Here is a 16,929-nt window from a genome sequence, read left to right on the forward strand (position 1 = left end):
TATCCGACCCTTATTTGCTATATGTATTCAGAGGAAAGAATGGCAGACCCAAAGGAAAGCAACCCCAAAAGAACATTGAAAAATGAGTGTTAACGAAATGTTAAAATCGACCTCCAAACTAAATTTCGACACCTCATTTGGTATATGTGTTCAGAGAGGGAAAGAAAGCCAACCGAAAGGAAAAGCGACCTCTAAAAAACAGAATATTAACTATAAAAATCAGACAGATATGAAAAAGTCAGCTAAAACCGTCATCCGCAACAGCAAAAACAACAACACCGTCAGCAACGTAAAAAGTGCCACCGTTAGCACCGTTGCCACCAAAACCGAAAACGATGTAGAGGAAGTAATCGAAACGGTTGTTGAAAATGGAGTGAATTACGGCTCCCCCAATATAAAGATGATGAAAACCGTAACCATCTACAAAAACGGCGACTACAATACAAAACAGCATTTCTACATCAACGGCTATAAGTTCCGAATGGATGAACATATGCGCTATTCGATGAAACACTATCTAATGGAGGTTATACCCTCCTATAAGGAAGTTGAGGACATCGACAAAATGCTTACCCAAAACATCAATTTCAAAATCGGAAGCGAAGCACCCGATTTCCTCAAAATCAGAATGAAACAGCAGACAACCCTCGTAAGAGGTCTTATAAAGGCTCTCAGAGAGTCCACCAACTTAAAAGCCGAACTGACGGCAATTTTGGGAGAAACCAAATATGAAAAAATCTTCCTCCACAATGATTTCAGCGGTGAAATAGTCTGCAATTGGAAAACGGAATGGAAAAAGGATTATTCAGCTTCCAAATACAAACTATAAAAGACCACCTAAAGAGGGTGGAGTTTAGAAACCGCCTCTAAAATATCCACCCTCTTTCAATATGTTAATCAAAAATCCAAAAACCTATATGAGAGAAACCAAAGACCAAACGATTGCCAGATTGGAAAAGGTAATCAACGAACAGAAAAAGGAACTGACGGAAGTCAAAAAAGAAAGAAAACGCCTCAAATATGCCGTTGAGCGTTTGGAAAAAGAGAAGAAGAAAGCGTTAATAACAAGTACACCCTACGACATCGAACTCATATGCTCCTGCACCGATGAATTACAGGAACAGAAAAAGCAGGTGGAAGAACTCAAAGCTACGTTGGCAGAAAAAGAAAACAATATTCAAGTTTTACGAGATAGATATACAAAAGAGAGGGAGAATGCGGCTAATATACGAAAGGGAGTATTCGACGACTTACAAGCTTATATTGATGGAGCAAAATGGGGCGTAATTCAGAAAATCAATGAATTTCGTGTTCCTAAATATGGAAAAAGAACCTACATGGAGCATTTTCAAAATGGGGATAGATATTATGACTACGAATTTGAAGGATATGAAACTCATATCTTGGAGGCTATGTTTGATCCTAAAACTCTGTTTATTCGCATCAATCCTAAAAATGGCAGATTAATGGAGGAAGATATTGATAAAATGAATATGAGAGAATATCTTAAAAATATATGGGACTATATTGAGGCAAAAAAAGCATTGGAAGAATTTATGAAAACAAATCCAACGAATGATGAGATAGTTGAATGGACTTATAAAAAAGGAATGGAGTTATTACCTAAATATGAAGACATCCTTTTTTAATGATAAAAAAGAACACCGTTTTTAGGCGGTGTTCTCTATTCGTTGATTATTTCGGTTAAAAACCGAAATCTATATCATCCTTTGTGAGTTTTACAATCTCGATAGGCTTTTTCTGAGGGAAAGCTCTGTTTGCCATTTTTATGAGTTCGGTGTAAAAACTAACATCGGCTCGGGTCATCTTTGCGCCTAAATATATCGTGTCTATTTCAATTTTCAGATACGAAGATTTAGGGTTGGTGTTTATGTACCTAACTTCTTCCTCATGTTGCCACTGAACGGACTTTTTCCCCAATATGGTTTCAATAGAGGCATTTCGGTCAGTAATAAGAGTTCTTTCGGAAGTATAGTCAATGTTGACTTCTTTCCAATTAGGCGAGGTCACACGTAATTTTATACAACATCCCTTATGTTCATCGCCGTACATTGACCACATAAGACCATTGAACGGAGTTTTTGATAATGAACATATTAGGGTCGTCGCTCTTTCATCGCGTAGTTTAGATACAACGTTCCGAAGAACATTTTGGTCGTATAGAAAGTAGCCCTCCATTGGGTCGTTCAACTCCAAATATTTGGAAGCATACAATCTACGGTTCATCAGTATGTCGATAAACCGTTTCATATTTACCAAACTGCGGTATTTATAGAAATATTCCATTGTGCCAACTTTTTCTACAAAGTTACAAAATTCTACTCTAAGAAACAAACGGACATGCAAGATGTTTTGCATATCCGTTTGTTATAAAAGTCATTGACTGTCAACAGTGTTGAGAAAGTGTGAGTTTTCTCACTTTTATCATCATGGTATGATATTGCCGTTGATGTCAATTTTGATTTTTTCGTTATCTACCGTCACCGCGAAGATTACCAGATTTCCATTTTGCTTATAGAAGTTGGTGATTTTGCGATATTGTGGCTTTAATACAAACTCTCCTTTACAGTTTACCATTCCGAAGAGTTCGTTATCTGCGGATTGGGCAGACGCATAGCCTTCCTTAAAACCGCTAAGGTCGAGGAACGTAGGACGGACAATGTATTCAAAGTCACCATTCATGATACCCCATTTGTCATCAAGTGACACCACATACAACTGTTCATCATCAGTATTCTTACAAGAATAGATGGTGTCAAATTCCGGTTCGAGAACGAAATTACCGTTCTTATCTATGAAGCCATTTTTGCCATTGATTTTTACTTGGGCAAGACCTCCTCCGAAATTAGAAGCGTAGTCAAACTTCGGTTCAACCACGATGTTACCGTCCCTGTCGATATATCCGTATTTCCCATTGATTTCTGCTACGGCAAGTCCGTCATAAAAATCCCGTGCATCATCAAATTTAGGCGGGATTGCAAGTTGAGCTTCTCTATTGATATAACCAACTTTACCATGTTGTTTATATGTAAAAAGTTCACGTTCTTTGTGATACTTGATAGCAGAATCAAGTACAGCTTTGCGAGTGAGATAGTCGAACTGTTCATCGGACAAGTCCAACATTTCGATGCCTCCGTTGGCATATGCGATAAAGATGCAGGAACCATTGCCAAAATTCACTCGCACTATAGCTTTCCCATTCTTATACTCTTCTTCCCAATCGTAGGAATATTCATGTTTATTGCCTCCATCGCAGAACTCATTGAGGCTACACCGACGATATTATCACATGAATAAAGGTCTTCTTCTCCATCTTCAGAGTAAAAATCAATGGAAGCTGACAAGTATAACGTGCTTTCTTCTCCATCGGGAAGTTTGGAAATACGTTTTTTTGCCTCAGACATCAACCAGTCATACGAACGTTCGTCTTCAGAATAGACAACTGCGTATTGGTCATCATCGGGAACGCCATGATAAAGAACTGCAATTCCATCGTTGTTGTTGCCGAATATCTCTTTGGCATAATCCTCATAGGAATTTTCATCTTCAGGCAAATCAACTTTTGCAAAGTTGATGTCGATAAGCAAAATACCTTTGTATTCCTCTGGAACTTCCACATTTTCAGTCGCTTTTTCATTCACGACTTCTGCGTTTTCTTCCTCATCTCTCTGATAAGAAAGATGTTCTTCCATTTTCGCCTTAGTCATTCCGTTGGGAAGCTGACCTGCGGTTGCGAGTGTGATACCGTCTAACACCTTGACCCAATTGTCTTTGGTATAGACTTTTACTTTTAGGTTGAGTTCGTCTTGGAACGCTTCCTCAAACTTGCCTACTGTTCGGCTTGTCCTGCATTCCAATTCGCCCTCTTTCGCTCCGAGCGATACCAAGTTCGCTCCGTCGGGAGCCTCACTGCGCCCTTGATAGACACGGAGGACACACCCGACCTCATTGCCGAACTGCTCTTTGAGGTCGGCAACGGTTGTCTTTGGGGTGATTTTGAATTTTGCCATATTAAGCGTTAATAATATTGTTTCGTATACCGTTCTCATCGAAGTTATAAGTATGATTTCTTATACTTCGATAATAACCATTTGAAGTGATTGACCTTTGAGATATTCGGGTATTTCTTTACATCGGCAAACAACCTTTACCTCGTTGAAGTCAATTATACTGTCGGTAAATGGAAGCGTATCTCTTTTCAATGAATTTTTGATAAGATGCTCCAATTCCGCCTTATCCTCAATCCAACCGACTTCATCAATGTTATCAAACACAAATCCCTCATAACCACCGTGCATTACCTGCTTTTCTATAAGTCTGTAATCGCCTTTCTCACATTTGGAGAAGTCGATATATTTCAGAAAAAGGTCATGATTTTTTGACGGATAGTTATTTATCGGCATTTGATTGTCGGGGTCAACCAACAGAACGGAAAGCACTCCCTTTTTGAATGTCTTGTCAAAAAGGTTGAATTTCTCTATCATTCTGTCCATATCTCCGTTGAAGAAGCCGTTTAGATCAAGTACGCTCATAATGTTCAGTTTTTTAGGGTTTGAACATAATTAACAAGATGGCGACCGAAATTTTGTGTATTCCAACCGTTTTCTTTCGGGTCTTCGTCATATCTGGCAACCTTAGCCGCCTCTCTCAGACCGTCCATTGTTGTGGAATATGTACGGATTACATTGATACGGTTATTGGCCTCCCTCTCAATGGTGTATTCTCCGATTGTTCCCTCCTTATCTCCGTTGCAGAATTGGGAAAGGAGCAACCGACCCAAATGTTGGGTAGTCCATGTTTTCTGTACCTCTATGCCGTTGGCTTCCGCTATCTCTTTGAGAGCCGCCATTGTGCTTTTATATATACGGCTGACTGATACAGAGTCGTTATCGTCAATCGTAACTATATATTCGCCTATGATTTCTGACTTCTTCGCCATAATAGCTTGATTTACATTGACCTTATCCAACCTCCGTTTTCAAAGCGGAGTTCACAGCTTCCGTTGTTGTTTTCAACGAACACATCTTTTCCGCTCCAACGTGCGGTTCTGATGTTGCCGTTGCCCGAAAAAGATTTTAGCTGACCGCCGTTGTCATCGCATACGATTACAACGCCTCTTTCAGTCGTTACCAATATCTTTCCGTTTGAGGGATTGTAGTCGGCGAATACCGCTTTGCCTCCGCTATTGGGAGAGAATGTGCGTATTCTACCGCCATACTCATTTATGACAACGACATTGCCGTTTTCCACTTTTGCGAATTTTGCCATTGGGTCGTTCCGAAGTGGATTAGAGTTGTTTGATTGACCACTTTTTGCCTTTGTGGAGTGAGGAATATAGTGAACACATCCTCTTTCCGAGCTGGTCTTCTACTGCCTCTCTAACCATCGGGCCAGTGATTTGGGTTTCGTTCTGTGCCTCAACGATAACAGAGTCCCCGGGTTTGAGTTGTTCGCCCGGCATGTCTGCAATTACTGTCATTCTGAATTTTGCCATAGTCTTTTGTTTATTAGAGTTTTTCGATTGGTTTATGACCTATGACAAATCCCCAATAGGGCAGAAAAGAAAAAGGGTCGCTCCCTTTGAACTTTTCTCTATTGGGTTGGTAGGCTCTGCAAAGCCTCGTAGTCGCAATAAGGGAAAAGTAGGTTGCGCCCTGTTCGGGTACAATCCTACCGTCCGACTTATCATTTGGACTACGTTTGATGAATTTTGCAGATTTACCAACGCCAAATAACTTGTCTTCAAGTCGTTTGTAATATGTCTTTTGTTCTACTGTCTGTTTCTTCCTTTTTGTTTGAGGGTTTAACACTATCGCAAAATTAGCCATAATTTTCCACTCATCCAAACGAAAACGCCAAAATCTAACAAAATTTTTTCAAACGGCAAAATTTATAACCTATTTTGTTTCAGCAAAAAATGACATATATAACAAAAGTGCCTCCAATATTTAGTCAGATAGCCATTTTTTTTGAAAAAATTTTTCGACCTCCATTTTTACCGTTTTCAAACGACTTTCGACCTCCTTTCAAATACCCTCTAAAATCATCGTTCCTCCATTGATGAAGATAGAGAGATTGAAAAGGTTTCCCTTTTTCTTATCTAAAATTTCAATGTCCTCTTTCTCTAATGTTGTTCATTCCTCCTTTAATGAACACTCTAATATAGGTGTAGAAAAGCAATGTTTATAGCCAATTCCGATTTTAACACTTATTTAACATTTGAGGTGCTAATTTTGTGGCAATAGCAGATATGTCGTTGGTTTATAGGTATATATGCACATTAATAAGGGATATGGCTTTTGGAGGCTGTAATTGTTGATAGTATTTATATATAAAGAGAAAAAGCCGTCCTCCCTTTCCTTTCAACCTAAAATCGTTATCAGATAGGTTATGGCAATAGTATAGTGGCGGTTATAGGGGCAAATAAGGATTGTAGGTAGTGAATGGTGGATGAAACCGATAATATCTATATATAAAAGCATTGACCTAAAAGCATTGTCGATAATACCTATCCTCTCCAATAAATTACTTATTAACTACATTCCCAATGGATTACAGCCATTAATAAGAGTGGTAGGTATTGATTGGGAATGAGGACGGATTTTGGTTTATATATAAAGTAATACTGAATAGAACACCTCCAAATACCTATTTCAGTCATTATTTAGCCTATTGGCTACATATTCAATAGGTTATGCACTTTATCGGTTGGAATAGGTCTAAATGCCCCCTTTTTCGGTTTCCTTTTATATATAGTATCGAATTAGGCAACTCCAATCACTCTAAACCTATCGAAACATTAACCTCCGAAACCTCCTAATACATACATCGTTACGCCACCTAACGATATAACAGCCAATATATTAGAGCCTTATAAAAGCCATTAATCCCAAATTGATAAACTATGTTTTTGTTATGGTTTTATAAACAATATTTCCATCAATGGAATATTACACATGATTTTAGTCTTCTGTCTCCCCTGCATATCCACTGAACACCGTTTGAGTCCTCTAAGGTTTCAGGGGGCCATATCTGTAGCAAACAATTGGGTACATTTATCATAATGCTCGCGGAAAACCTCAAACAGAGTACACTGTACAGGTACATCCTTACTCAGGAAACAGTTCAGGTCACTGTTGGCAGAAATAGATATATACTCTATTTCCAGCTCACACTGAATCTTCATTATCCTCAAGCGGATAGAGTCAAGATACAAATTATGTCCCTTGTACTCACGTTTTTTTCTAAAGCTCTTCCCTTTACTATACTCCAAAACTACTGAAGAATTGTTTTTTCACTGAGGTATCCACACGAACCCCGTCCACTGTAATTCTTATCATTATCGGAGTTTCTCCGTTCCGATTTAATTTCGTCCTACAAATATAGAACAATAGATAAAATGGTATTCTATCCTCTTACTTGTTATTTAACCACAAAACTTATTTTCCTAGAGTAACATGTCAATATACAAAAAGAAACTGATAAACAATAAATTAACAGCTAAACAGGTGTACTTTTCATTGGAGGTAATCAGGTACATTGAAGAATTCTTTGATACGCTTTTGCTATGTACAAAAAATAAAAAATCCCTGTCAAGTGTTAATTACAGGGATTTTCTTTATTTTATAATTCTTTCCAGCGGAGAGACAGGCTCTCGAACTCATACTTTCAGAAAATATCACAAAATCACAATTTACTGATAATCAAATATCAATCAAGGTATAGAGTAAAACTAAATCTTTCTAAATGTCTTTTGCTATCTCAATTATTGGGTGTATATTTGGGTGTAGAATTTCAAACGCACCCAATTATGAATATCAAACGTAACATTATTTTTGCATTGGAGAGCCGGAAGAAAAACGGTGTGCCAATCGTAGAGAACGTTCCTATCCGTATGCGTGTCATATACGCAAGCCAACGCATCGAGTTTACAACAGGCTACCGGATTGACGTAGCCAAATGGGATGCAGACAAACAACGGGTAAAGAACGGATGCACCAACAAGCTAAAGCAAAGCGCATCCGAAATAAATGCGGACTTGCTGAAATACTATGCCGAAATGCAAAACGTGTTCAAGGAGTTTGAGGTACAGGAAGCCATGCCTACCACCCAACAGTTAAAGGATGCGTTCAATTTACGAATGAAAAATGCAAGTGAAGAACAGCAGAAAGAAGCGAAAATTAGTTTTTGGGAAGTGTTCGATGAGTTTGTAAAGGAGTGTGGCAATCAGAATAATTGGACGGCATCCACATACGAGAAATTTGCAGCGGTGAAAAACCACTTAAAAGAGTTCAAAGAAGATGTAACCTTTGAATACTTCAACGAGTTCGGGTTGAACGAATATGTCAATTTCTTGCGCGACAAGAAAGACATGAGAAATAGTACCATCGGCAAACAGATGGGATTCCTCAAATGGTTTCTGCGCTGGAGTTTCAAGAAAGGACATCATCAGAACATTGCATACGATACATTCAAACCCAAATTGAAAACCACCTCTAAAAAGGTGATATTTCTGACATGGGAAGAATTGAACAAACTGAAAGATTACCAAATACCGCATGACAAGCAGTATTTGGAACGTGTCAGGGATGTCTTTCTGTTCTGTTGTTTCACAAGCTTACGGTACTCGGATGTTCGCAACTTGAAAAGAAGCGATGTGAAACCCGACCATATTGAAGTTACCACAGTCAAGACAGCGGACAGTCTGATAATCGAACTGAACGACCACAGCAAAGCCATTCTTGAAAAATACAAGGATGTTCATTTCGAGAATCACATGGCATTGCCCGTCATCAGCAATCAGAAGATGAACGATTATCTGAAAGAGCTGGGTGAACTGGCGGAAATCAACGAGCCTGTACGTGAAACCTACTACAAGGGGAATGAACGTATAGATGAAGTCACACCCAAATACGCTTTGTTAAGCACCCATGCCGGAAGAAGGACTTTCATCTGCAATGCGCTGGCTCTCGGAATCCCTGCACAAGTGGTTATGAAATGGACGGGACACAGCGATTACAAAGCCATGAAGCCCTACATTGACATAGCGGATGACATTAGAGCCAATGCCATGAACAAGTTCAATCAACTATAAAAGTATCAATTAGTTTCATAAACAGTTATCAATAAGTATATTTGCAGAAACCATTATCACAATATGAACAACAAGGAATCAAACATAGAAAAAACGAACCTAAATGCATTCATACACGCTATCGGTTCGGAAATAGAACAGGCGCAAGTAAGGCTGATTGTCGCAGCCAATGCGCAAATGCTGTTCCACTACTGGAAAGTGGGCAACTAACCAATACTAAATATCAATATATTATAAATGAGTAATTTATGTTTGTATTCACGATTACAAGTAACAATATAGCAACGATAGCGGATTTTATTTGTATGCTACCACAAATGAACTTTTGAGCGTAGCAAATGTACGATAAAAAAAGTGATTCTTGTATAGCGAAAAGAAAAAAGGTGAGGTCATGTTATCTTTTAGTTGGTGTTCGTTGATAGATGTAAATATAGGCTACGCAACATTTGGGTAATCGCTGGGGGGGGTAAGAAACAGGTTCATTGATATACGGTGAACCTGTTTTTTGTGATATATAACTTTAATCAGTCTTTTTCATCTGTTGCACCAGTTTTTGGTGCTGTTCGTGCAGTTCGGGGAAATGTCTTCTAATGAACTGTCCAAACGCGCAGTCGTTGAATCCGAACCGCCGCGCCAGTGACTTTATGCTTTCAGTCGTCGTAGAGTACAGTTGTAGGGCTTCAGCATATTTCCCCATGCTGTGGTGCGACATCACTCCTCCTTTGTCCGTTTTAACCATACCAAGACTTGCATGCAGCTCCGGCTCATGTGCTTTCAAGTATTGTCTGAAGCATTCAGGTTGCAGACCGAACTCTGCCGCGACCTTTGCTGTAGTAAGTCCACCCTCTTTCAGTCTGGCTATGGCGTCAGCGTATTTGGCGGCGGTGGCAGGGTTATATTTCCGAACGGACGACCAGTCCACGGGCTTGCCTTCCTCGTAAGGGATGCCTTTCCGCTTACAAATCAAGTCTTTGTGCCAAGTTTGCAGGTAGTCGTAGAAACCTCTTACCGATACGCCGGTCTGTTTGGCTATTTTTCGGGCTGACATGGGTGTGGTGCGGTATAAGTGCAATGCTTCCGCGTATTTCGTAATTGTTTCAGGGGTAGGGGCATGAAGTGTCCCTCGTCCCGTTATCTTGCCTTTGCGTTGCTGTCTTACAGCCCGTTCTCTTATCTTGATGCGATTTTCGACCAGCTCCTTGTGGTAGAATATCAAGTGTTGTTCCAATCCCGAGTAAGAGACGTTGCAACGCTCGGCGGCCTCTTGAACCGTGATATAACGGTCAGCACGTAATAGTTTCATAGCCTCGGCATATTGTTCCTTACACACCTTCCGCGTACCGCGTGGCAGGTTGTCATTTAAGCCTAAACGCTTGCGCACCTCCTCGCGCCACTCGATGATTCCGGGATAATGCGTGCGTAACTGCCTACCAAGGTCTGTACCATTCAGTCCGAACCGGCGGGCGATTTGCGAGACATTGTATTCGATATAGTCCAGACTTCCACATGCTTCGATGGCGTCTTTGTATTTGGTCCGGGTAGCGGGAAGCTGCCCACGAAGCTGGCTCAACTTGATGTGAGAGGCTTCCTCCTTGTCGCAAGTAATGTCATAACGTGCCAGTAGCAGGTGGCGGTGATACAGAGAAAGGTAACGTTGAAATCCCGAAACCGTCACTTTGTTGATACGGCAGATTTCCGCACAAGACAATCGTGTCGAACGATACAGTTCGATTGCCTGACGGTATTTCTCTTCCGTCTCCGGACGAATCCCCCGGGAACGGTTGCATGGACTATCTCTGTTATCGGGAATGTTCACAACTTTTTGGCTTTGTGTACTAGGCTACTAAACAAGCAAGCCAACTTTCCCTTTTACAGATAGTCGGCTTGCTTAGTGGTTGTAGATACTATTTGGTTAAGGATGAATCTTAGGGCTTTTGACGGACGGCACGAACATGAATTGCACTGTCACGGTCTTCCGGCGAAGTGGAACCTCCGACCGTGTATTTATAGGCGGTAGTTCCTGGATCTGTGATAGCCGTGGATGTCCAATAATCACCAGACAGATTGTCGTTCATATTGGCTGCTTCGTTTTGCGCGGGAAGATACCACACCATGTTAGCTTGGTCAAGTACAGGAAGGTAAACAGTGTTACCTGTAATGTCTGTTTCTGTTTGTACACTATACTTATTTTTCATTGCGCAAGCACGAGCAGCAAATTCACTTGGATTAGCTGGTAGCGTTTTATCTGGAACTCCACCCCATGACTCTATTTGAGCCATCAATGCTGATGCGTCATTCAAGCCGTTGAAGGAATAGAGTTCCCAAGTATTTTTATTTCCATCATTTAAATCTGTGGCCGTGGTAAGTGTACCTACTTTACTAAAATCTATTGTAACTTTAAAATCAGTCCACACACCTCCCCAATTTGAAGTCACATACGAATAATTAACAAAAATCTTTATATAAAGGCTTGCTAAAATAGGTCCTAATCCTCTTCCTAAATTGTACGTGATTTTCATATTCGAATCCCAACTAAATCCCCACGGATAATCACCGTCTTGTATTCGTTCCACGCCTATGCCGTTGTTCCATGCCGGACAGTATTGCGTAAATGAAAACTCTTTGGCTTCATAATTTCCTTGAGCAGCAGGTTTTAGTGAAAGTGTGATATTACGGTCGGCTTCCGTTGCATTTTCTTTTAGGAATACGTACACTTGCACTTCTCCTGTTGTAGTGCTTGTCAACGTACTGGTTCCGTTATAACCGTCAAGCCAATAACCTGCATCCACAAGTGCTTGTACATCATTGTTTACGAATTTGTCTTTCTCAACGAAAGTGACATTGGCAGCATCATTGGACGTTAAAGTCCAACCTCCTGCTGGTAACTTGTCACCACTTTTAATTGTAATGGGATAAATCACATAGTGAGCATCCTGCATTTCCGGCTGGGAAACAAACTCCAGCTCATATTCCGGCGTAATGGAAAGCTTGTAAGTCACGGTTGTTCCCATCTTCCATTCCGTATTTCCGATGGAGGCGGTGAGTGTGCGGTCTTCATTATTGGCATTGACAAATACAACTTCTACCGTTGCCCCTGCGGGCAATGTCTGCGGCAGCATCATGAAGGTGCCTTCCGAGGTGGTGATAGCGTCTCCGTTAGCTTCAGTTCCGGTAGTCTCTTTGTTCAAGGTCTGCGAGAAATTCACAGTCGCATCACCAAGAGACCAATTATCGGCAGCCATATCGTAAGTTCCGGCATTCTTGACACCTTTCAAAGCCACGCTCTTAATCTGGCCGGGCTGCATCTGGCTGCCCACGGCAAAGCGGACGGCGGTGCAGATATGTTTGAAGGTGAGAGGCACAGCCGCATTGTTGTCGCCTTGTATTTCATCGGTGGTAGCCACCACGATGTCTTTCTGGTCGGCAGCGGCTTCAGGAACGGTATATGCAAGAGACTTCTCTTGGGGAGAGGACGGAGTGGTCAAGCCACCGGCATCCGTTGGCGCCCAGGCATAGAATTGGAACGAATGGTCTGCTCCCGGCCAATAGTATATTTGCTCCGTGCTCCATATAGCACCTGTTCCAACGGAAGCAGCCACGTTGGAAGCATTCGTGTTCATGTAGAACTGGTCAACGGGTGCCCCATTCTTACTCCAGTATGCCAGCACATGGAACTTGTTGTAGAAATTGTCTTTGCCAACAGGCGTTGCGCGTGTCAAGGCCTGTTCGCCCTCGAAGCCGGACACGTTGATGCCTTCCGAAACAATGGCACGGACACAAAGCGTGTCTGCCGAGTCGTCCGACCGCAACACGAAACGGTCTGCGGTATATCCTTCGTCATCACTACCGGCATATCCCCTTGTCTGCACGTTCTTATCGGACGATATGCCAAAACAAATGTTGTCACAGGCTTTCTCCGGATTCCCGCTTTCGAGAAAGTCCTCGTTATTGCACGAGAAAAGTAGCGTGCACAGCAACATCGTCGCCATGCCGCCCGCCATCCAACTCGGATTTTTCTTATGTACCTTCATTTCTTCTGTTTTATATTTGTTTGCCTGAAGCAATACGCCCCGGCTGTTAGTGAGTGTAAGAGGACATTCAACCCCTTACACCCTGTAGGTAGATCATCTATTCCATGGATGATAATTCCGGAATACACGATGCTAAACCGGTCTTATGAAAGATGTTGGATTAGTTGCCGCTTTGGGTTGTGGGAACGTCCAATGTTTGCTCAACTTCGTCCTGATTCCAGTCTTCAACACCGTCAACTGTAAACTCGATAGGCTTCAACGGATTCTCCGGATCCACGATGTTTTCATGTGTCAGAGTGGCCTTGAAATCATAGCAATAACCGAGCTTGAGTTCAACACCCTTGATAGTCGTGGTGTGACTGTATGCCACCCCATCTTTATTCAAAAGTACGTCACCTTGATACAGATAAGCATCGAAAGTCACAGTGTATTCTGCTGTGTTGTCAGTCGGAATCATCAGCATTTCGTTGTAGCTTTCCATTTCTGCACCGTTAGCAATGATTTCGCTGTTAGCTTCATCAGTTTTAGCATCTCCAAATGCCAATTCTACAGAACCGTCCTGTGCGCTCCAAGCATTTGTAGCACCAATAGTCAATGTACCTGTTTCCTTTGCGTTAGCGATTTTTACATTTGTGACTTTCACATTGTAACCCTCACCCACTGCATTGGCAAAAGAGAACTTCACCTTTGAAAGTTGGTGGGAGAACGTCATGCCTACTTTTGGAATATTAGTTTGTGCCAAGAATGCGTCATCGCATACAACAGCGTTAGGAGCCGCATGAAGAAGGTCAACTGTACCGTCGTTGGTGAATGCGACCTCCATGCAGACCTTTCCACCAGCCAAAGTCACGTTTGATACATTGTCCTTCTGAGCAGCCGGAGCAATAGCACCGAAAGTGTAAGTGTTACCGGCTACCCAATACTGCCAGGGGGTATAAGTCCACCCCGGTGCGGAAACCGTGGTACCATTGAAGATCTGACCTGCCTGTGTGAAACCATACACGGCAAAATCTTCCAAAGTTTCTGTTGTGAAACTCGGGTCCACGATACTGCGTGTTCCGTTGTTCACGAACGCATTGCTGAAACCGATGGCCTTAGACTGGGCCATTTCCACTGTCTCGTCGTTGCTGCAGCTTGCCAACATGGCTGTTGCCGCCAAACCAATCATAAATAACTTCTTCATTTTGATTAAAATTAAATTGTGAATAAAAATGTTTTGATAACTCTCTATGCAAATCAAAGAGGGAGTTCTATGTCCTCGTAATCTCCCCAGTCTTCCACGTCCACGTCGAAGCCGGAGCCGCCTTCCGTACCCTCTTCATCGGATATCTCGATGCCCTTCACCACGATGACACCTCCCTGCGGTTGCGCCGCCACCTGGTCGGTCACGTCGAAATCGAACGACTTGATTTTTCCGTTCTTCAAGCGTACTTCCAGATTCAGCCCGTACTTGCGTTCGGTCCTTGTCCCGTAGTGTTCGTTAGGGAAATCAGGTATTCCGAAAGAACGCACCAAAGCCTGTGTGCCGAAATCTTCCACCGTACAATCGTACAGCACGGTAGCGGCTTCATCTGACGTGTGTCCGCTGTTCAGCCATACCGCCTGCGCCATACCGGCCAAGGCTCCGCGTGCCAGCGACACGTATTCCACCCCGTGGCTGAACTCGTAACGCACCAGATAGGTGAACACCAGCGGGTGCATGGTGACCGGTATCACGTCGGTCTCGGTCGAGCGTTCCGCCACGTATGACTCCATGTAACTGCCGTAAAGCATATCGGGCTGGTTCACCGTGTTCTCGTCTTTCGTGTCCATATAAGAATTACCGAGATAAGAGGAACGGGTACGGGTTCGCGTGGTGGCCTTTGCCGAAGCGAACGACTGCATCTCGTCGAACACGATGTATTCCGTGTCGTTGTTGTAGAACAGCAGGGAGTGTTCACCCGGACGCATATAAACGACATCCCCCTCGGGAGCTATGTTGATGATCTCGTCCGAACCGTCCGCGTTGTACACCTGCACGCGCAATCCATCCGGTATTCCGGGGCGCAACGCGTCGTATTCCATACCGAACGATTCCTGCCACGTAGGGTAGTTCTTCCAATCCGTACCATTCTCGTAAGTGTATTGCCATTCCTTTTCATATTCCGCTTCTATGCGCACCTCCGATTTCGGGGCATGCACGTCGTGGTCAAAGCACAAGTCCTTGTGCTCGCATGACGAAAGCAGCATGAGCATTCCCGCGAGCAAGGGAACGTATTCCATTACAGTATATATCCTTTTCATTTCATGCCTCCTTTCTTGTTGTTGCTGTTGCCTTTTCCGAGAAGCCATACCAGAGAGATTTCCGCCTTCGTGGGACCGAACCAATGGCGTTTTTTAGTGGCCTGCCATACATAGTGGCCGTCCAAGGGGATGTACTCGTAGTATTTTCCTCCCCAGTAGCCCACGCCAAGCGTGAAGTCGATGTTCAGGCGGTTTGCAACGGGCAGCGAGTAACCGTATTCCACGCCTGCCGCGTAATTCGTCTTGTCCCAAAGTGTTCCGCCGGGTTCTCCGCCCATGTAACCTTTTCCTCCCCACTCAAAGTCGTAAGTGAACGCCTGCCCGTATATGCCTATATGATGTCCGGTGAGCGGCTTTTCATTGGCCTTCTTCCCGAGCCAGTAGCGCACGGCAAGGTCACCTCCATAGATGCGCCAGTAACGGTGGCTGCTGTTCTTTTTCCACCAGCCGTACATCCAGTTGCCACTGATTGACCAGTTCTTGCCCAAGTAAAATTCCACCCCGATATTGGGAACGGCCAGCACGTCATAGAGCATGTTGGTCTTGAGAGCCATGTAGAAAGGTTTTGAGGTTTCAGGAGAAACCGCTACAATCGTGTCCGCTTTCTCCACAACGGCTGTCGTGTCCGCAGGAGCCGGCACCACCGGTTCTTCCTTGACAACCGTTTTTTCCTCGATTACCGGTTTTTGACGGACTGTCACGAGAATGACACTGGCATTGCGGATTTGGTCAAAGAAATGCTTGTGCATGTAATGCCAGGTACGGCCATATTGCAGTTCCATCAGGTGTTTCTTGCGGCTGTCAACCAATACACCTTTATTATTATAGGTAAATTCGGGCACGTTGCGCAACACGTCCACCGCCTCTTCCTTGTGGGGCATGTCGGACACCTCGACCAGCTCCGCGAGGCGTTCCCACGCGATAAATCCCTCGGGACGTGAAATGATGCCGTCCGGAAGCGATACGCGTTCACGTACATAACGCTCCAAGGAATTGCGGCGTTTTTCCGCCAATTCCCTGTTTATGGCAAAGCCGCCCTCGGGTGAGGCGGAACCGCAGAAAGACACCTCGACCAATTCGAGCGTGCTGTCTTTTTTCACACTTTCCAGAAACGACACCACTTCGGACAGGCGCGCGGCGTTGTTGCCGTAAGCCGTGTCCAGTGTCGAGTTGCCGACCGGAAATCCGATACAGACCTCCTTCCGGCTCTCTTGCCCGAACGCCTGGATGCATCCGAGCAACATGAACGCTGATACTATTAAACCTCTCATGTGCATATTGTCTTTATTTTACATCCATTTCTTTCCAAGAAACGGATGTAAAATGTAATTTTGTAATAATCAGGCTTATAAGTATCTATTTTTCTCTTGGCTTATATTACGGGATATTATTTTTCATGTGTGATTCCTGAAATATTTTTGTTCCAATAGTTTGCGATTCAGGATTTTTATGTACTTTTGAACTCAGTATCCGTTTCTTGGAAAGAGACGGATGTTTTTG

Annotated in this window: 18 protein-coding genes and 1 pseudogene; 4 read left to right on the top strand and 15 right to left on the bottom strand. The window is 43.1% G+C overall.

All coding sequences use genetic code 11. The annotated features are described in order from the left end of the window. The first annotated feature begins 82 nt into the window (after nt 1-82). Both JCM17102_RS10175 and JCM17102_RS10180 read left to right on the top strand, forming a co-directional pair. A complete protein-coding gene (locus JCM17102_RS10175; RefSeq protein WP_025075038.1) occupies nt 83-829 on the top strand; it encodes a hypothetical protein in 747 nt (248 codons plus the stop codon). An 88-nt stretch (nt 830-917) separates the two neighbouring features. Next, a complete protein-coding gene (locus JCM17102_RS10180; protein WP_136498331.1) occupies nt 918-1,649 on the top strand; it encodes a hypothetical protein in 732 nt (243 codons plus the stop codon). A 55-nt stretch (nt 1,650-1,704) separates the two neighbouring features. Here JCM17102_RS10180 and JCM17102_RS10185 read toward each other — a convergent pair whose 3' ends face one another. The 10 genes from JCM17102_RS10185 to JCM17102_RS32670 all read right to left on the bottom strand — a co-directional run bounded on the left by JCM17102_RS10185 (nt 1,705) and on the right by JCM17102_RS32670 (nt 7,361). Then, nucleotides 1,705-2,379, bottom strand: a complete 675-nt coding sequence (locus tag JCM17102_RS10185; RefSeq protein ID WP_136498332.1) for a DUF2971 domain-containing protein — start codon at nt 2,377-2,379, stop codon at nt 1,705-1,707. Between the two features lie 69 nt (nt 2,380-2,448). Beyond that, complete coding sequence (locus JCM17102_RS10190) at nt 2,449-3,201, bottom strand: WG repeat-containing protein (RefSeq protein WP_159106325.1); 753 nt, start codon at nt 3,199-3,201, stop codon at nt 2,449-2,451. Between the two features lie 5 nt (nt 3,202-3,206). Continuing rightward, nucleotides 3,207-4,031: a hypothetical protein gene (locus tag JCM17102_RS10195; protein WP_025075042.1), complete on the bottom strand. Its 825-nt coding sequence runs from the start codon at nt 4,029-4,031 to the stop codon at nt 3,207-3,209. Nucleotides 4,032-4,091: 60 nt separating this feature from the next. After that, nucleotides 4,092-4,553 carry a hypothetical protein gene (locus tag JCM17102_RS10200; RefSeq protein WP_025075043.1) on the bottom strand — a complete coding sequence of 154 codons (462 nt, stop codon included), beginning with the start codon at nt 4,551-4,553 and terminating at the stop codon, nt 4,092-4,094. A gap of 5 nt (nt 4,554-4,558) precedes the next feature. Continuing rightward, a complete protein-coding gene (locus JCM17102_RS28970; protein ID WP_136498333.1) occupies nt 4,559-4,960 on the bottom strand; it encodes a hypothetical protein in 402 nt (133 codons plus the stop codon). Between the two features lie 11 nt (nt 4,961-4,971). Continuing rightward, complete coding sequence (locus JCM17102_RS10210; RefSeq protein WP_025075045.1) at nt 4,972-5,289, bottom strand: hypothetical protein; 318 nt, start codon at nt 5,287-5,289, stop codon at nt 4,972-4,974. 19 nt (nt 5,290-5,308) lie between these two features. Further along, nucleotides 5,309-5,515, bottom strand: coding sequence for a hypothetical protein (locus tag JCM17102_RS23180; protein WP_033886724.1), 207 nt, complete (start codon nt 5,513-5,515; stop codon nt 5,309-5,311). 13 nt (nt 5,516-5,528) lie between these two features. Further along, the gene (locus JCM17102_RS10220) at nt 5,529-5,849 is read right to left on the bottom strand and encodes a hypothetical protein (RefSeq protein WP_136498334.1); all 321 of its coding nucleotides are present in this window, start codon (nt 5,847-5,849) and stop codon (nt 5,529-5,531) included. 1,190 nt (nt 5,850-7,039) lie between these two features. Further along, nucleotides 7,040-7,207: a hypothetical protein gene (locus tag JCM17102_RS31530; RefSeq protein ID WP_245798499.1), complete on the bottom strand. Its 168-nt coding sequence runs from the start codon at nt 7,205-7,207 to the stop codon at nt 7,040-7,042. Between the two features lie 76 nt (nt 7,208-7,283). Next, entirely contained in the window at nt 7,284-7,361 is a 78-nt protein-coding gene (locus JCM17102_RS32670) for a hypothetical protein (RefSeq protein ID WP_245798500.1), read from the bottom strand. Between the two features lie 470 nt (nt 7,362-7,831). Here JCM17102_RS32670 and JCM17102_RS10230 point away from each other — a divergent pair, with 470 nt between their 5' ends. Together JCM17102_RS10230 and JCM17102_RS30315 are read left to right on the top strand one after the other, a co-directional pair. Further along, on the top strand, nt 7,832-9,115 hold the full coding sequence (locus JCM17102_RS10230; RefSeq protein ID WP_025075047.1) for a site-specific integrase: 1,284 nt from the start codon (nt 7,832-7,834) through the stop codon (nt 9,113-9,115). Nucleotides 9,116-9,178: 63 nt separating this feature from the next. After that, nucleotides 9,179-9,322, top strand: a pseudogene (locus JCM17102_RS30315) (PDDEXK nuclease domain-containing protein); the annotation flags it as partial. Nucleotides 9,323-9,635: 313 nt separating this feature from the next. On the opposite strand, the gene JCM17102_RS30895 reads toward JCM17102_RS30315, so the two are convergent. The 5 genes from JCM17102_RS30895 to JCM17102_RS10260 all read right to left on the bottom strand — a co-directional run bounded on the left by JCM17102_RS30895 (nt 9,636) and on the right by JCM17102_RS10260 (nt 16,700). Then, nucleotides 9,636-10,931, bottom strand: a complete 1,296-nt coding sequence (locus JCM17102_RS30895) for a hypothetical protein (RefSeq protein ID WP_008672559.1) — start codon at nt 10,929-10,931, stop codon at nt 9,636-9,638. 109 nt (nt 10,932-11,040) lie between these two features. Continuing rightward, nucleotides 11,041-13,146: a fimbrillin family protein gene (locus tag JCM17102_RS10245; protein WP_033886731.1), complete on the bottom strand. Its 2,106-nt coding sequence runs from the start codon at nt 13,144-13,146 to the stop codon at nt 11,041-11,043. A gap of 160 nt (nt 13,147-13,306) precedes the next feature. Then, nucleotides 13,307-14,329: a fimbrillin family protein gene (locus tag JCM17102_RS10250; RefSeq protein WP_008672557.1), complete on the bottom strand. Its 1,023-nt coding sequence runs from the start codon at nt 14,327-14,329 to the stop codon at nt 13,307-13,309. 53 nt (nt 14,330-14,382) lie between these two features. After that, entirely contained in the window at nt 14,383-15,429 is a 1,047-nt protein-coding gene (locus JCM17102_RS10255; protein ID WP_025075049.1) for a DUF5119 domain-containing protein, read from the bottom strand. Further along, nucleotides 15,426-16,700, bottom strand: coding sequence for a DUF3575 domain-containing protein (locus JCM17102_RS10260; protein WP_051572876.1), 1,275 nt, complete (start codon nt 16,698-16,700; stop codon nt 15,426-15,428). The genes JCM17102_RS10255 and JCM17102_RS10260 overlap by 4 nt, the downstream gene beginning before the upstream one ends. Nucleotides 16,701-16,929: the final 229 nt, after the last annotated feature.

This window comes from Bacteroides faecichinchillae JCM 17102 (genome assembly GCF_000614145.1).
GTDB lineage: Bacteria > Bacteroidota > Bacteroidia > Bacteroidales > Bacteroidaceae > Bacteroides > Bacteroides faecichinchillae.

Coding starts and splice junctions, on each gene's coding strand:
- JCM17102_RS10175 (WP_025075038.1), top strand. CDS start 83: ATGAGTGTTAACGAAATGTTAAAATCGACCTCCAAACTAAATTTCGAC.
- JCM17102_RS10180 (WP_136498331.1), top strand. CDS start 918: ATGAGAGAAACCAAAGACCAAACGATTGCCAGATTGGAAAAGGTAATC.
- JCM17102_RS10185 (WP_136498332.1), bottom strand. CDS start 2,379: ATGCAAAACATCTTGCATGTCCGTTTGTTTCTTAGAGTAGAATTTTGT.
- JCM17102_RS10195 (WP_025075042.1), bottom strand. CDS start 4,031: ATGGCAAAATTCAAAATCACCCCAAAGACAACCGTTGCCGACCTCAAA.
- JCM17102_RS10200 (WP_025075043.1), bottom strand. CDS start 4,553: ATGAGCGTACTTGATCTAAACGGCTTCTTCAACGGAGATATGGACAGA.
- JCM17102_RS28970 (WP_136498333.1), bottom strand. CDS start 4,960: ATGGCGAAGAAGTCAGAAATCATAGGCGAATATATAGTTACGATTGAC.
- JCM17102_RS10210 (WP_025075045.1), bottom strand. CDS start 5,289: ATGGCAAAATTCGCAAAAGTGGAAAACGGCAATGTCGTTGTCATAAAT.
- JCM17102_RS23180 (WP_033886724.1), bottom strand. CDS start 5,515: ATGGCAAAATTCAGAATGACAGTAATTGCAGACATGCCGGGCGAACAA.
- JCM17102_RS10220 (WP_136498334.1), bottom strand. CDS start 5,849: ATGGCTAATTTTGCGATAGTGTTAAACCCTCAAACAAAAAGGAAGAAA.
- JCM17102_RS31530 (WP_245798499.1), bottom strand. CDS start 7,207: ATGAAGATTCAGTGTGAGCTGGAAATAGAGTATATATCTATTTCTGCC.
- JCM17102_RS32670 (WP_245798500.1), bottom strand. CDS start 7,361: ATGATAAGAATTACAGTGGACGGGGTTCGTGTGGATACCTCAGTGAAA.
- JCM17102_RS10230 (WP_025075047.1), top strand. CDS start 7,832: ATGAATATCAAACGTAACATTATTTTTGCATTGGAGAGCCGGAAGAAA.
- JCM17102_RS10245 (WP_033886731.1), bottom strand. CDS start 13,146: ATGAAGGTACATAAGAAAAATCCGAGTTGGATGGCGGGCGGCATGGCG.
- JCM17102_RS10250 (WP_008672557.1), bottom strand. CDS start 14,329: ATGAAGAAGTTATTTATGATTGGTTTGGCGGCAACAGCCATGTTGGCA.
- JCM17102_RS10255 (WP_025075049.1), bottom strand. CDS start 15,429: ATGAAAAGGATATATACTGTAATGGAATACGTTCCCTTGCTCGCGGGA.
- JCM17102_RS10260 (WP_051572876.1), bottom strand. CDS start 16,700: ATGAGAGGTTTAATAGTATCAGCGTTCATGTTGCTCGGATGCATCCAG.